Annotated in this window: 13 protein-coding genes and 2 pseudogenes; 8 read left to right on the top strand and 7 right to left on the bottom strand. The window is 39.6% G+C overall.

The window, feature by feature from the left end:
- Positions 1-5: 5 nt before the first annotated feature.
- The 3 genes from IPK31_14200 to IPK31_14190 are packed head-to-tail and all read left to right on the top strand — an operon-like array spanning position 6 to position 1059.
- Entirely contained in the window at positions 6-689 is a 684-nt protein-coding gene (locus IPK31_14200; GenBank protein MBK8088988.1) for a saccharopine dehydrogenase NADP-binding domain-containing protein, read from the top strand.
- Between the two features lie 14 nt (positions 690-703).
- Positions 704-904 carry a hypothetical protein gene (locus IPK31_14195; GenBank protein MBK8088987.1) on the top strand — a complete coding sequence of 67 codons (201 nt, stop codon included), beginning with the start codon at positions 704-706 and terminating at the stop codon, positions 902-904.
- Complete coding sequence (locus tag IPK31_14190; protein MBK8088986.1) at positions 856-1059, top strand: hypothetical protein; 204 nt, start codon at positions 856-858, stop codon at positions 1057-1059. Before IPK31_14195 ends, IPK31_14190 begins: the two co-directional genes overlap by 49 nt.
- On the opposite strand, the gene IPK31_14185 is transcribed toward IPK31_14190, so the two are convergent.
- Positions 1056-1613, bottom strand: a complete 558-nt coding sequence (locus tag IPK31_14185; GenBank protein MBK8088985.1) for a hypothetical protein — start codon at positions 1611-1613, stop codon at positions 1056-1058. The genes IPK31_14190 and IPK31_14185 overlap by 4 nt on opposite strands.
- Positions 1614-1780: 167 nt before the next feature.
- Here IPK31_14185 and IPK31_14180 point away from each other — a divergent pair, with 167 nt between their 5' ends.
- Both IPK31_14180 and IPK31_14175 read left to right on the top strand, forming a co-directional pair.
- Positions 1781-2428 (top strand): J domain-containing protein, encoded by a 648-nt coding sequence (locus tag IPK31_14180; GenBank protein ID MBK8088984.1) that lies wholly within the window; start codon positions 1781-1783, stop codon positions 2426-2428.
- A gap of 54 nt (positions 2429-2482) precedes the next feature.
- Positions 2483-4395, top strand: a pseudogene (locus tag IPK31_14175) (ABC-F family ATP-binding cassette domain-containing protein).
- Positions 4396-4488: 93 nt separating this feature from the next.
- On the opposite strand, the gene IPK31_14170 reads toward IPK31_14175, so the two are convergent.
- The 4 genes from IPK31_14170 to IPK31_14155 form a co-directional block, all read right to left on the bottom strand.
- Entirely contained in the window at positions 4489-4830 is a 342-nt protein-coding gene (locus IPK31_14170) for an acyl-CoA thioesterase (protein MBK8088983.1), read from the bottom strand.
- A 160-nt stretch (positions 4831-4990) separates the two neighbouring features.
- Positions 4991-6649 carry an alpha-glucan family phosphorylase gene (gene glgP, locus IPK31_14165; GenBank protein MBK8088982.1) on the bottom strand — a complete coding sequence of 553 codons (1659 nt, stop codon included), beginning with the start codon at positions 6647-6649 and terminating at the stop codon, positions 4991-4993.
- A gap of 83 nt (positions 6650-6732) precedes the next feature.
- Positions 6733-7125 (bottom strand): RidA family protein, encoded by a 393-nt coding sequence (locus IPK31_14160; GenBank protein ID MBK8088981.1) that lies wholly within the window; start codon positions 7123-7125, stop codon positions 6733-6735.
- Complete coding sequence (locus IPK31_14155; protein ID MBK8088980.1) at positions 7122-8087, bottom strand: hypothetical protein; 966 nt, start codon at positions 8085-8087, stop codon at positions 7122-7124. Before IPK31_14155 ends, IPK31_14160 begins: the two co-directional genes overlap by 4 nt.
- Positions 8088-8209: 122 nt before the next feature.
- Between IPK31_14155 and IPK31_14150 the strand changes: the two are divergent.
- From IPK31_14150 to IPK31_14140, 3 genes and pseudogenes are all read left to right on the top strand, one after another.
- A pseudogene (locus tag IPK31_14150) lies at positions 8210-8868 on the top strand (metal-dependent transcriptional regulator).
- Entirely contained in the window at positions 8869-10755 is a 1887-nt protein-coding gene (locus tag IPK31_14145; GenBank protein MBK8088979.1) for an Nramp family divalent metal transporter, read from the top strand.
- A 133-nt stretch (positions 10756-10888) separates the two neighbouring features.
- Complete coding sequence (locus tag IPK31_14140) at positions 10889-11527, top strand: murein L,D-transpeptidase catalytic domain family protein (GenBank protein ID MBK8088978.1); 639 nt, start codon at positions 10889-10891, stop codon at positions 11525-11527.
- Positions 11528-11587: 60 nt separating this feature from the next.
- Here the strand turns inward: IPK31_14140 and IPK31_14135 are convergent, their stop codons facing one another.
- Together IPK31_14135 and IPK31_14130 are read right to left on the bottom strand one after the other, a co-directional pair.
- Complete coding sequence (locus tag IPK31_14135) at positions 11588-12007, bottom strand: hypothetical protein (GenBank protein ID MBK8088977.1); 420 nt, start codon at positions 12005-12007, stop codon at positions 11588-11590.
- Positions 12008-12292: 285 nt separating this feature from the next.
- The gene (locus IPK31_14130; protein ID MBK8088976.1) at positions 12293-15484 is read right to left on the bottom strand and encodes an insulinase family protein; all 3192 of its coding nucleotides are present in this window, start codon (positions 15482-15484) and stop codon (positions 12293-12295) included.
- Positions 15485-15546: the final 62 nt, after the last annotated feature.

Raw genomic sequence — 15546 nt, 5'->3', positions numbered from 1 at the left:
CTCCCATGCAAAAAGACAAGGTCTTACTCTACGGTGCTAATGGTTACACCGGCAAACTCATTGCCCGTTATGCAAGGGAATACAACATCTCTCCTATCCTTGCCGGAAGAAATGAAAAAGAAATCGGTGACATTGCCAAAGAATTAAATTTCTCTTCCCGGATTTTTCCATTAGATACTGCTGCATCCATTCAGCAACATTTAGAAGATGTAAAATTAGTGATTCATGCAGCGGGGCCATTCGACCGGACAGCAAAACAAATGGTGGAAGCATGTATTGCAACAAACACGCATTACATTGATATCAACGGTGATATTTCTGTTTTTGAATTGATCAAAACTTATGATGCTGTTGCAAAACAGTCAGGCGTTATGTTAATGCCCGGTGCAGGTTTTGATGTAATCCCGACAGATTGCATTGCGTTAGACCTGAAACAAAAATTACCAGATGCTACACATCTGCAATTGGCATTCATTCCAACAAACGGACAAATCAGTCACGGTACTGCAACTACGATGGCTACAAGAATTGGTGAAGACTCCGTTGTACGTATCAATGGAAAATTCGAGAAAAGACCATTGGGTTTTAAAGGCATGTGGATTGATGCCAATGGAAAACAACGATTCGTGATGAGTTTACAATGGGGAGATATTTCACTGCCTATCATACAACCGGAATTCCAAATGTAGAAGCATACACAGGAATGAAACCATCTGTTTATCGTTTATTGAAGTTTCAATTTCTGTTCAACTGGTTGTTAAGAACAAAATTTATACGTGGAATAATGCAGAAAAAAATCAACCAGGCTCCTGCAGGACCAACAGATGAACAAAGAGCCAATGCATCAACTGTTGTATGGGGAAAGCATGGAATACAGAGGGAAAAGAAATCATCAGTCAGTTAACCTGTGCTGATGGATACAGTTTAACCGCTTGGGGCAGTTTACTCATCACCCAAAAAATTATGGCCGAAAATTATAAAGCAGGATATCAAACACCGGCAGGTTGTTACGGAAAAGACCTGGTGTATGAAATAAAAGGCAGTGCTGCGGTTCATTAATGAGTTGCAATAAATCCATCTGCATCATAAGTAACTACAAAAGGCTTTGCTGATTTTGGAGCCAGGAATTTAAACACCCTTGTCAGCAATTCCTGTTTTCGTGTTCGCACTCCTATTTTTGCTTTATTAAAATCATAGTAGTCTGCGAGAGAAATCAATTCTTCAGTACCGTTTTTATAAATAGCCCTGATATTTCCCAAAGCCCAGCCGAAATAATTATCATCATTCAGATCAACAGGCTGCACACAGTATTGCTGATTATTGGAAGAAGCAATGATACAGTTCGTATTGTGTATGTAGTTTGGTACTGTTTTCTGCAATCGTACAAAATCAGAATCGGACAGTAAATAAGTTGACCCTGATCCAAGCAGGTAATGCTTCAGCAATTCCCGTTCAAATTCTGAATTCATTTCAGGATGCAGTAAAACAACTTTGTACAATAATTTTTTATATCCCTTCAACGATTGCTTATGCACGGTTTTATTTGCAGTTGTATCGCCTGCAAAAAGGAATCCGGGTAAAAGAAATAAACCAAGCCAGAAAACAATTTTCATGTGTTCATCTTTATTGACTCTTTAGCCACATAGGATATCCACAAAAATTATCATCACTGATGGTATAAAATAGCTCGATAATTTTTATGGATATTTCATTAAGTTTAAAAATAGCAATTTTATAATTCCGTGTACATATTTTAACAAGCCTGCTTAGATTTGCCTGCTTGAAAGATTATTACGCAATATTAGAGATCCCGGTAACCGCCAGTATTCCTGAAATTAAGCAGGCATACCGCAGGCTCGTGATGATTTATCACCCGGATAAAAATAATGATGACCCCTATTCGCTTACAAAATTCAATGAAATAAAAGAGGCTTACGAAATACTCATCAACCCCGGTAAAAAAGAATTATACCTGCAGGAAAGATGGTCATCGAAAGCAAAAGGAAGAAAACCGGGTGAAAAAATGATCACACCTCCCAATGTTCTGATTCAGATACTGGAACTCAATAAGGCAGTTGCTGATATGGATATACACCGTATGGATCACAGGGGAGTTGCTGATAAAATCAAACAGTTATTGAACCAGGATGTAATAGACAGGCTGCTTGCATTCAATGAAGCCGAGGTGAATCAATCCATCGTTCACTCTTTGATACACGCCATCCAGTCATTGCCATTAAAACAAATAAAGGAAATTACCAATCACCTGTCCCCGCTTTTAGCGAAGGATGAAGCTGGCAGAAAAAAAATTAACCAACTCATCCTCTTAAAACAAAAACAGCAGCAGCAGGATCGTTTGCAACCAGTTGCTATTTTCATCCTTGTTGTTGCCATTTGTGCACTCATCTGGTTTACAGGAAAACATTAAGCATTAAAACCACGCAGTGACAGCATTTAAGGGCACTTGCAGTATCTTTGCGCCATGCATTATGTTTCTGTTGAAGGTTTAACGAAGAGTTACGGAATCACTCCCCTGTTTTCGAATATTTCATTTAACATTGAAGAAGGCGATAAAATAGCACTCGTGGCCAGAAATGGTTCGGGTAAAACAACTTTGCTGAGAATTTTAGCAGGCAAAGAAACATCCGATGATGGTAAATGCTGGATCAACAAAGATGTGGACATTGCCTTGTTTGAACAGGAACCCATGTTTGATGAAAAAAAATCAATCCTTGATAATATTTTTCAGCACAATCACCCCGTCATCAATGCCATCAGGGATTATGAAGCTATCAGTGAAGATCATGATGAAGAAAAACTGAATGCAGCCATCATTAAAATGGATGAACTCGGTGCATGGGATTTTGATACGAAGGTGAAACAGATTCTTGGCAAACTCAACATTCACCAGTTGCAGCAGGAAGTGGGAACTTTATCCGGCGGACAGCGTAAACGTGTGGCGTTGGCAAGAACCCTGATTGATATTGGCTTTGATCACAAACATATTTTACTCATCATGGATGAGCCCACCAACCACCTTGATGTGGAAATGGTGGAATGGCTGGAACATTATCTCAGTAAAGAAAAAATCACATTACTGCTGGTAACCCATGACCGTTATTTCTTAGATAATGTTTGTACAGAAATCTGGGAACTTGATGGAAGTACGCTCACTGAATACAAAGGCGATTACCAGAATTATTTAGAAAAGAAAACAGCGAGGATTGAAAGTGATCTCGCCAGTATTGATAAAGCAAAAAATACCTACCGCAAAGAATTGGAGTGGATGCGGAAGCAACCTAAAGCAAGAACAACCAAAAGCAAATCAAGGCAGGATAATTTTTATGAAGTGGAAGCGAAAGCCAAACTCCGTATCGAAGATCAGCAGGTGCAGTTGAATATGAAGATGAACAGGCTGGGTGGTAAGGTTGTGGAAATGAAAAAAGTGTACAAGAGCTTTGGAGAAAAAACAATTCTGAAAGGGTTTGATTACATTTTTAAAAAAGGTGAACGTGTTGGTGTGGCTGGGAAAAATGGTGCAGGGAAATCTACCTTCCTTGATATCATCCAGGGAATTCAGCAACCGGATAGTGGAAAAGTTAACATAGGTGATACCATCATCTTTGGTAATTATGCACAGAAAGGTTTGGAAATAAAAGAAGATGTCCGTGTTATTGAATTTGTAAAAAACATTGCTGAGAATTTTCCACTGGCTACGGGCGGCTCATTGAGTGCAGCTCAATTCCTCCAGTTATTTTTATTCGATCCTGATAAACAGTACACCTACATCTCTAAACTGAGTGGTGGTGAAAAAGAAGATTGCATTTACTGTCGATTCTTTTCCGCAATCCGAATTTTTTAATACTGGATGAACCAACCAATGATCTTGATCTTCCTACGCTTGCTGTACTTGAAAATTTCTTAAGTGAATATCCCGGTTGTTTATTGATTGTAAGTCATGACCGTTATTTTATGGACAGGTTAGTTGATCATTTGTTCGTATTTGAAGGCGATGGATTTGTAAGAGATTTCCCCGGCAATTATTCACAGCTGCGGATCTGGCAAAAGGAACAGGAGAAGTTGGGAGCCGATAGTCGGGAGTCGGGAGCCAGTGCTGAGCGAAGTCGAAGCACGGTGCCGGAGATACCGAGCGCAGTCGAGGGATCAACCATAGAAAAAAAACGTTTCAGTTATAAAGAAAAAAGAGAATTCGAATTACTGCAAAAAGAAATAGAAGAGTTAACTGCTGAAAAACAAAGCGTCACAGAAAAGCTCAACAGCGGAAGTATGTCTTTTGAAGAATTGCAGAAACTCTCCAATCGTATTGCTGAAGTAACTGCTTTGCTCGATGAAAAAGAATTCCGCTGGCTGGAGTTAAGTGAATATGTTGATTAAATCAATATAGATACACAAAATCATTTGTCTTTGGCAACTGTTCAATAACAGCAGCTGCCATAGAAGGCTTTGCCAGTTTTCTTTCTGTGAGATTCATCCATGCAAGATCTGCATTGATGATGGCAGCAATGGTTCCATCTGCTTTTTCAGTTCATGTCTTGCACTCCACTTTGAACCATCCCGTTTACATTTTGATAGCATCATATTCACATCTATCATTTCGCTTGCATGAATTTCTTTTCTGAAAATACATTCTTCCTTGAAAAGGATCGGACCAATCTTCAATTCCTGCAACAGTTCAATTGTTATACCATGTTCAATTAAAAAACTCATGCGGCAATGAGCTCCCAGTTCATAATATCTTGAATGACTCACATGAAAATTTGCATCTACATCGGCCCAGCGAAGTTCAAAATGTTTTACATATTCATTCATGTGTTAATTTTTATTGATTTTTTTGCCACATAGTATATCCATAAAAATGATCATCGCTGTTTGTATAAATTAGCTCAATCATTTTTATAGATATTTCATCAAATAAAATTAAATAAAAAACCCCGACGTTTCGGTCGGGGTTACTATTACATAAAACAGATTATTTTTTATTGTAGAGCAGTTTGTAATACTCATCAGCCATACGGTTACTGTCGAACTGGAAACGAACATCTCTCATACCGTTATGCGTAATCTGGCGCCATACCTGGTAGTTATCGTAGTACAAAGGAAGAATCTGGTTCTCCAGGATTTCATACACCTGGTCAAGATCGTACTGATCCTGTTCCGGTGTACTCATTGCACTGTAATCAACCGGCGGAACAATAAAGCTGTTGTTACCATGATTGGCAAACTCACAGATCCATCCGTCAAACGTACTGAAGTTAACTGCACCGTTCATGGCAGCAGTCATACCACTTGTTCCGCTTGCTTCACGGGGTACACGTGGATTGTTTAACCACACATCAGCACCCTGTTTCAGACGTTTGCTCAATGAAAGTTCATATCCTGTACAAACTGCAATGTTTTTATAATTCTTGCTTAAGTGAACAAGATTATTGAAATCACTGATGGCAGGATAATCAACAGGATAAGGTTTCCCGGCCCAGATAATTTGTACGGGATATTTCTTATTACTCATTAATGCATTGAAACGATCCAGGTCTCTTGTAATCAGTTCTGCACGTTTGTAACCTGCAAAACGGCGTGCCCATACAATTGTCAACACATCGGGATCAAGCAATTTTCCTGTTTGATCAGCAACCAAATCAAATGCTCTTTTCTTTAAATATTTTTTACGGTCGTCAAAGCGTTCATCGTTTTTCTCATCCATAGAGAAATACAATTGCTTGTCGGCCCAGTAACGCCAGTTCTGTGCATTTGTAACACTTGTAATAGGAGCAACATTTTCATAGTTCGCCCACATCTTACGGCTCACTTCGCCATGCAATGCACTTACACCATTGGAGATGCGTGCAAAACGTAAGGCAGCCAGTGAATGATTAAACTGATCGTCGTAAATGCCTGTAAGTTTTCTAACAGTATCTAACGGAACACCGCAGAAATAACTCATTTTTTCACAGAGGTGAATATCATGTTTTTCATTACCTGCTTCTTCTGGTGTATGCGTAGTAAACACCATACGTTTCTTCACCTCTTCAACATTTTCAAATTTCTTGTAGAGATAAAAAGCAGAAGAAATAGCATGTGCTTCATTGAGATGATATACATCAGGCATAAAACCGAGTTCATCAATCAGTTTGGCACCACCAACACCCAACAAAATAAACTGGGCCACTTTGGTAGCAACATTAGCATCGTACAAGCGGTGACAGATGGTCTGCGATACGTAATCATTTTCAGGCAAATCTGTGCTCAATAAAAACATCGGGGCACTTTTGAAGGTTTCCGGGTTCAAATACCACGCTTTTACCCAAACCGGGTGTTCATGAATATTGATCTGGAATTTGATACCTGTATCTTCTAAAAAGTTGTAGATTTTTTCGTTCCACTGCACCTGCAGGGTTTGATCCTGGTTGCGGGCCTGGTCATAATAACCGTACTTCCACAAAATACCTATACCAATTAAATTCTGCTTTAGTTCATAGGCACTGCGCATATGAGAACCGGCTAAAAAGCCAAGACCACCACTGTAAATTTTTAAGGGTTGATGTACGGCAAATTCCATGGAGAAATAAGCCACTCTTTTTGAATATTCATTGTCAGCCTGGTACGGAACTTTAAAATTATTAAACGACATAAATGGAGTTAGTTTGCTAAAAGGGCGCAATATAGCCTGAAAAATTGAAAATCAGCTGTTTTCAGGTCTTAGGTTTATGCACATCAAAGGTTTGGGATAATGGCGGTTGCCTCAATTTCAATCAATAAACGGGCGTCTATCAGGGCAGTTACTTCTACCATTGTGGAAGCTGGTTTTATCTGTTTAAATACCTCACCATGTGCTTTTCCTGCTTCCTCCCATTTTGAAATATCGGTGATGTACATTCTTGTTCTTACAACATGCTCCAGCGAAGAACCAGCCTCCTGTAATGCTTTGTTGATCTTTTGGAAGATAAAACGGGTTTGCTCATAAACATTTCCATCTCCAATAACCCGGTCGCCGTCAACAGCTGTTGTACCTGCTACTTCCACCACATTTCCCACCCTTACAGCTCTTGAATAACCCACCACATCTTCCCATGGTGAACCGGAACTGATTAACTGACGCTTGCTCATTTTTTCTTTTTTGATTTCACTTTAGGTTTAACCGGTTCCTTCTTACGTGGATAAGACCCTTCAAAAAAACAGGTAATATCCCTGTAGGAACCACAACCATTTTGTTCCTTAATACTAACAGAAGATGAACCAAAGTTGAATTCAATGCCACAATCACTGTTCCTGTCTCTGAAGATGCCTCTTGCTTTATCGATCCATTCAGCTTCGCCTTTTAATTCCCCCACACATTCGCCATTTTGTTTGCTGAAATGAATGAAAAACTGGAATGTTTTTGCTGATGACCCATCACGGATGGAAACAAGATTCTTTTTATCAGAAGTATAGTCAGCCGAGAATTTATTTTTTCTTGCAAAGGTATCAATGGGGTTCCCCATAATTTCATCCCTGAGATCTTCGTTGCTGTTGGTCATAGCAATAATGAACCTGCCACTGTCGTTCAAAAAATAAATAGTTTCATTCGTCCATATTTCACCGGTAGCCACTCTCCTTTCCTGGATCATGGAAATATTGAACCGGTTATCGATTCGTAAGTACCGGCCTGTACTTTTGGTGAGGTTGTCAATGTGTTTCATTCCACCCAGGTACGTATTTTTCTTTGTGAAGTAGAAGAGCTGTGTACCACGGTTCTTTCCGTTCACTGATTTTACGATGATATAATTTCCTTTTTTATCGTCTGTTGCTTTCCCAATAAGATAAAGTTTGAGCTGCTTTGTTTGCGGATAAAACTTTTTAAACACCGTATCGGTCAGAAAGGTTTGAAAAGCTGTTTGATTGATGAGCGCAGAATCTTTTTCTTTTCTGCTCAGCATTGAATCATTTACCGAAACCGGCAATATAAGTGCCGGAGCAAGTTCAATGAAGTCGGCAGCAGTAATATCCTCATCCGTTAATGCCTTTTGCTTGCCGGTTTTGCAGGCCGCTAAAACTACAATCAGCAAAAGCCATATCCATTTTTTGTTCATATGTCAGTGTTATACAGGATACTAAAAGTAAAGGTTTTGTGTGTGAATCAAAATTCTCAGCAAAAAAAGCTTGGTTTTAAAAATAATTTTTTAGATTTGTCTAAATTATAATTTCATTCCATATGAATTTTTCGACCGCTGAAGAAAATTATATCAAGGCCATCTGGCGGCTGCAGCAAACAGACAGTAACGTTACCACTAACGAACTGTCGGAAGAACTGCACACCAAACCGGCTTCTGTTACCGACATGCTGAAACGTTTAAAAGAAAAAAAACTGCTTCATTACGAACCCTACTATGGTGTAAAGCTGAATGCAGAAGGAAAGAAACTGGCTTTGAGCATTATCCGCAGGCACAGGTTGTGGGAATTTTTTTTGGTAGATAAATTAAAATTTGAATGGGATGCCGTGCATGAAATTGCAGAACAGCTTGAACATGTAAGCAGTCATGAATTAACGGAAAGATTAGATGCCTTTCTCGGCTTTCCAAAGGCAGACCCGCATGGCGACCCTATCCCCGACCGTAACGGAAAGATCGAAGCTTCCAGCAATATCAGTCTTCATCAATTGAAAGAACAGCAGCCAGCTGTTGTAACAGCAGTTGGCGACCAGAGCAGTAACTTGCTGGAAATGCTGCGGCAAAAAAGATTGGAATCGGCACCAAACTTGAAATCAAACAGCGCTTTTTGTTTGATGGCTCTGTTGAAATAAAAATCCGCAATCAACCGCTCACAACACTCAGCGATCACCTGGCAAAAAACATATTTGTAAAACCCGTTTAAATGAAAGAAAAAATGCAGCACCCTGAAAATTCATTGAGCGAAGTACACGGTTCAGTTGATACCACCCAGCCGCAAAAAGGCTGGAGACGTATACTTGCTTATGCAGGACCTGCCTATCTTGTAAGTGTAGGTTATATGGATCCGGGTAACTGGGCAACTGATTTGCAGGGTGGTGCCAAGTTTGGTTATCAGCTGATCTGGGTTTTGCTCATGAGTAACCTCATGGCTTTATTGCTGCAAAGTTTGAGTGCAAGGCTGGGCATTGTTCGCCGCAGAGATCTTGCACAGGCAAACAGGGAGGCCTATCCACCGGTAGTTAATTTTTGTTTATACATTCTGGCTGAGATTGCAATTGCGGCCTGTGATCTTGCTGAAGTATTGGGAATGGCATTGGGTATTTATCTGCTCACAGGTTTGCCATTAATCTGGGGCGTGGGAATCAGCGTATTTGATACTTTGCTATTATTATGGTTACAGAATTATGGTATCCGTAAACTGGAAGCATTCATCATAGCATTGGTTGCTATTATCGGCGGATCTTTTTTAATCGAAATCTTTTTATCAAAACCTTCTCTTTCTGAAGTAGCTGTGGGCTTTATTCCAACAGCATTAAATAACCAGGCCTTATATATTGCAGTTGGTATTATTGGTGCAACAGTAATGCCTCACAATCTTTACCTGCATTCTGCACTGGTACAAACAAGAAAGATTGGTGAAGACAAACAAAGTATAAAGCGGGCCCTGAAATTTAATTTTATCGACAGTACCATTGCACTGAATGCAGCCTTCTTTGTAAATGCAGCTATCCTCGTTTTAGCGGCTACTGTTTTCTTTAAAACTGGTAATACACAGGTAGCAAGGATCGAAGATGCACACCAGTTGCTGGCTCCTTTACTTGGTACAAAACTGGCTCCCATCTTATTTGCAATTGCGCTGATTGCCGCCGGACAAAGCAGTACCATTACCGGAACACTGGCCGGGCAAATTGTAATGGAAGGTTATTTACGCATTCGTATTAATCCTTTGCTTCGCCGTTTGCTTACAAGGTTAATTGCCATTATACCTGCTGTAATAGTGATCCTTGTGTATGGTGAAGAAAAAGTAGATGACCTGCTTGTCTTCAGCCAGGTGATACTCAGTTTACAGTTAGGTTTTGCAGTAATTCCATTAATTCATTTTGTAAGCGATAAAAACACCATGGGTGAGTTTGCCATAAAACTATGGGTGAAGATTGCAGCATGGGCTGTTGGTGCAGTTCTTGTGTTTTTAAATGTGAGGCTGGTTGTGCAGGAAATCATGGTAGTGTTTACAGAAGATGGAATGTGGTTCTGGAAATTCTTCATTCCAATCATTGCTCTCGGGTTTATCTGGCTGTTCTTAACAATGACATTCCTGCCAATGGTGCGGAAACAACTAAATAAAGACAATATTAAAATGCATAGTGCCATACCATCCTTAGCAAATCTCTCTGTTCCGGCAGTGAACAATATTGCTGTTGCACTCGACTTTTCTGAAAACGATGAAAAGCTGATTGCTTATGCCCTGAACCAGGGGCGGAAAGAGGCCAGTTATATCTTCATGCATATTGTAGAATCGGCACCGGCCAGGCTTCTTGGAGAGGCAAGTGATGATGATGAGACCCGTAAAGACAGGCAAAGGCTGGAACATTATGCTTCAACCCTTGAGCTGCAGGGATACAAAACCTCTATTGCTCTGGGCTACAATAACCGTATAAAAGAGATTGTGCGGATTGTAAAAGAAAGTAAATCCGATCTGCTGATCATGGGTGCCCACCGCCACAAGGGATTAAAAGACTATGTATTTGGTGAAACAATTGAAGCGGTTCGGCATGAAGTAAACATTCCTGTTTTAATTGTAAATGTTTAATGCAGAAATATTGCAGCTGCTTTTTTTTGATGTTTACTTACTCAAAAGCATTAACGCATTTTTAAGATTATCCTGCATCATCTTTTATGGATTCGGAGCGTTCTGTCATCTCCACTCTGTAATCCATCACACCATGCTGCAACAAACATTTTTTGTCGCTACTGCTATTCTTTTAATTACCTGTTCAAACAAAACAGACAATAAAACTTCAGCAACTGAAAAAGCTTTTTCAAAAACCATATCTGCACATGATAAAGAATCAACGGAAACAAAACGTGTTGCAGACTTTGCCAGTCGCTTAAAAAAATATGCAGCCAATAATGGATACAATCAATCCATCTGTTATTTGGTTGATATGAAAAAAGAAAGCGGAGAAAACAGGTTCTATGTGTACGATTTAAAAGCAGGCAAAATTATACATAGAGCATTGGTAACACATGGCAGCTGCGGTAATTCATTTTTCAGCAAAAGAGAATACGGAAATACTGTTGGCTGTAACTGCTCTTCATTGGGAAAATATAAAATCGGAAAAAAATATTACGGCCGTTTTGGCCTGGCGTATAAACTGCACGGGCTTGAAAGCAGCAACAGCAAAGCATTTGAACGATTTGTTGTTTTACATGCACACAGCTGTATACCTGATAATGAAGTAACACCCTATCCTATTTGTTTGAGTAACGGATGCCCAACTGTATCTCCAAATTTTCTGCAAACACTTGCAGGATTCATTGACAAAAGCAAACAGCCAATCTTACTCTGGATCTTTGAATAAAAAACACAGAGATAAAAAAAGGGCATCTGTTGATGCCCTTAAAATATTCAATAACCATTCTTATTTCAAATGGTTTGACAGATGCTTCGCCATATCAAACATTGATACCTGTGCTTTTCCACCGAACACGAGTTTCAGTTTAGCATCAGCATTAATGTTGCGTTTGTTTTTAGCATCCTGCAGTTTATTTGCTTTTATGTAAACCCAGATCTTTTTCACCGCTTCTGTACGTGGTAATGGTTTACTTCCAATAACGGCTGCTAAATCAGCACTTGGAGTAAGTGCTTTCATGAAGGCTGCATTTGGTTTACGTGCAGATTTCTTTTTAGCTACTTTTTTCTTTGGAGCTGCTTTTTTAGGAGCTGCCTTTTTCACTGCTTTCTTAGCTGCTTTTTTAGGAGCCGCTTTTTTAACAGCTTTCTTTACTGCTTTTTTTGCTGCTGGTTTCTTAGCTGCTTTTTTTGCTTTTTTTGTTGCCATGTTTTTTAATTTTTAGAATTTAAATGGGCAAAGAGTAATTTTCAATAATGAATATAGGATTATTTTTCATTCCCAACAGCTTCTTTTGCAAGTTAACTTTGCACTAAATATTAAGATATTAACATTATGGTTTTTCATTGGTAAATACTGTATAACTCCATCCGGTTTATAAAGCCAGTTTTGAACGGTTAAAAACAGTATTCAAGACCGGTAAAAAGCATTTTCACATATCCCTGTAATAACAAAGGCTGCCAGTTGGCAGCCTTTGTTTCATTCGATTTTATCTTATTCCTTCCATTTAAAAACAATCATTCCGTTCTTTTTCTTATCGCTTTCAACAGTGATATTGTACACCTTTGTACCTGCTGTAACCCGCATCAATGCTGTATTTGGCGGTGTTTTGCCGAGGTTTTCAGCAAACAGAACCAGGTTGTTTTTCCTGTTCTTCAATGCTTTTACATTGAGGGTAATCACATTCGCCGTTAACTGCTTTTTGCTCACCACGGGGTAGCTGTTGAAATAAACTGTTACTGTATCGCCATCAATTTCTCCATTGTCGAACAGCTCAATTTTAATATCCGGCTGGTCAATTTCAATTGACTCGATTACCTTATTCTCTCTCTCTGCGGTATTATTTTTCTCACTCGGCGCGTCATTCTCCGGCATTTGCGCAGCGGTTAATACATTGGGGCCATTCAGCAATTTCGCTGCGGCCTCCTGCACATCTTTCACTGTGAGCTGATCCACATACTTTTCATAGTCCACAAAATAATTGATATCATTTCCGGGAAACTTGCTTTCGGTTAAAGCAGTCAGCCAGTTACCATTTTCTTTCAGGTCAATCTTGTGCTGTTCACGCCATTGCTGTTTTACTTTATCAAGGTTCTTTTGTGAAGGGCCTTTTGTTGCAATGTCCTTGATCTCTTTGTTCACAGCTTTTATCAAGGTGTCAGCCTTTTCAGGGCCGCATGGCAACTGTACTGCAAATGTGTAGTTACCGTAAGGTTGCTGTTCCAGTCCACCATAAATACCGCCGCCGTAAATACCACCAATCTTTTCACGCAGTTCTTCAATAATGCGGATGTTCAGCACCTCTGTTGCAGCCTGTGCTTTTAGTTCCAGTGACTGACTATAGGGCACTTCACCCGAATGGAATTGAATGATCAAGCTCTTTTCTTCCTTGCCTTTTTTCACAATCATTTCTTTTTTGCCTTTTATTGGCCGCACTTTATTATCAACAGTTGCAAACTTTTTCGCTGTGGCCGGCAAACTGCCAATATACTGCTCTATTAAAGGAATGATTTCTTCCTCCTTAAAGCTTCCAACAAAAACAAAGTTCATGCTTCCTGCATCCGCAAAACGTTCTTTATAAATTTCAAGACTTCGCTTTAGATTGATTTTTTCAAAGTAGTCAGCCTTTGGTAAAGCAATTGGTGCCTGCGGATTATTATTATACAGGGTATTGTACAATGTATCAATAAATGCAAACTGCGGATTAGCACCTGCCATTGCATACTGCGATTTATTCCTTTGCTGGTATGATTTAAATAAGGAAGTATCGCTGCGTGGGTTTGTAAAATACAGCCAGGTTAACTGAAACATTGTTTCCAGATCCTTTACTGTTGAGTTTCCACGAACACCTTCACTTACTGCACTGATAAACGGAGTAACCTGCACCGTTTTTCCTGCCAGTACCTTGCGCAGATCCACTGGTGAAAAATCAGCAACTCCCATCGCCTGTACAATCGGCACTGCATATTCCACATTGTATTTATCTGCCAGCCCATATAGATTTTTACCGCCGGGTCTTACACTCGACATTAAGATCTGATCAGCTTTAAAGTCAGTTGATTTCAGGGTTACTTTCACACCATTGCTCAGTGTCAGTTCAGTTGTACCAAGCTTTGCATCAGTTTTCTTTGAAACTACTTTCCCTGCTGTTGGCTTCTTTTCGATCAAAGAAGAAGCAACCACTTTATCTTCATAAGCTTTGATGTCAGCTTTCTCAACTGCCGGAAAAACAGCCAGCATCTCTTCTGTAGTTGGAACTTTATCAATTGCTTTTGGTTCTGGTCCTGTGATGTAAGTAAACCTGTTGTCAACTCCTTTAATGTATTTATTCACCAGGTTATTTACCTCTTCAATGCTGATGCCCGGAAGAAGTTCTTTTACTTTTTCAAATTCATACTCGATACCCGGTGTTGGATCTTTCTGCAGAAAATTGCTGATATACTCTTCTACATAGTTTGCACTTTCATTTTTATCCCGGTTATTGTATGATCTTTCATAAGAGGAAATCATGTTTTTCTTTGACCGCTCCAGTTCTGTTGCAGTAAATCCAAAACGCTTTACACGTTCCAGTTCTTCCAGCAAGACCTGCATAGCTCTTTTTACATCGCCTGTTCCTGCACCTGCATAAACAGAAAATGCATCATATCCTCTTGCGTAGGTTCCAAAGCTGCCACTTGCTCCATTGAAAGGAGGATTTTCTTTTTGCGTTAATTCCTGCAAACGCTGATTGAACATGCGTGTAAACAAATTACGGATAAGATCGTTCCTGTATTCTTCAACAATTGAAACAGGAGGATCTATATAAGCGGGATAATTTATTGCTACGCTGTAAGATGTTGCTTCTTTATCGCTTATCAGCATTAAATCATTTTTGCTGTAGGGAGCAAGTGGGGCATATTTCCGTTCACGTGGATTGGCAGGATTTGTTAATCCACCAAAATGTTTACGGATCATTTCTTCTGCTTTTTCTGTAGTGATATCACCTACTATAATCACCGCCATCAAATCAGGTCTGTACCAGTCACGGTAAAACCTGCGGATAACATCATACTTGAAGTTCTTAATAATGCTGTCTTTACCAATGGGTAACCTGTCTGCATACAATGAACCGGCAAATAAACCCGGCAGGAATTTTCGGAACATTCTTTCCTGCGCTCCTTTACCTAAACGGCTTTCTTCCAGGATTACAGCACGCTCTCCATCAATATCTTCATCGAGATTAGAAATATTATGCGCCAAGTCTTCCAGTATCTGGAATCCTTTTTCAAGGTTCCCGGGTTTGTCTATGGGGATTGGCAAGATATAAACGGTTTCATCAAAACTGGTATAAGCGTTCAGATCATTTCCAAAGCCAACACCAATTTCCTGCAGGTAAGAAACAATATCGTTCTTCTTAAAATTCTTTGTGCCGTTAAAAGCCATGTGCTCGGTCATATGTGCAAGACCAAGTTGATCGCCATCTTCAAGGATCGAGCCTGCATTAACAACCAGCCTTAACTCTACCCGCTGCTCCGGTTTGTTATTGGGACGGATATAATAGGTAAGTCCGTTTGGCAGTTTTCCTGTTTTCACTTTTGCATCAAAGGGAATCTGTTCTTTCAGGTTTACCTGGGCAAACGATGTAAGAGCAAGAGAAATAAAAAGAAAAATCTGGATAATCCTGAAATGTAATCTGTGCTGTTTCATGCAGTAAATTTTTAGTTGGTAAATGTAGCAGATTACCCTTAATTGTATATGTTAATGGAAAT

The organism is Chitinophagaceae bacterium (assembly GCA_016713085.1).
Classification (GTDB): domain Bacteria; phylum Bacteroidota; class Bacteroidia; order Chitinophagales; family Chitinophagaceae; genus Lacibacter.
Note: the sequence above shows the minus strand (reverse complement) of the source record. Positions and strands in the feature narration are given on the sequence as shown.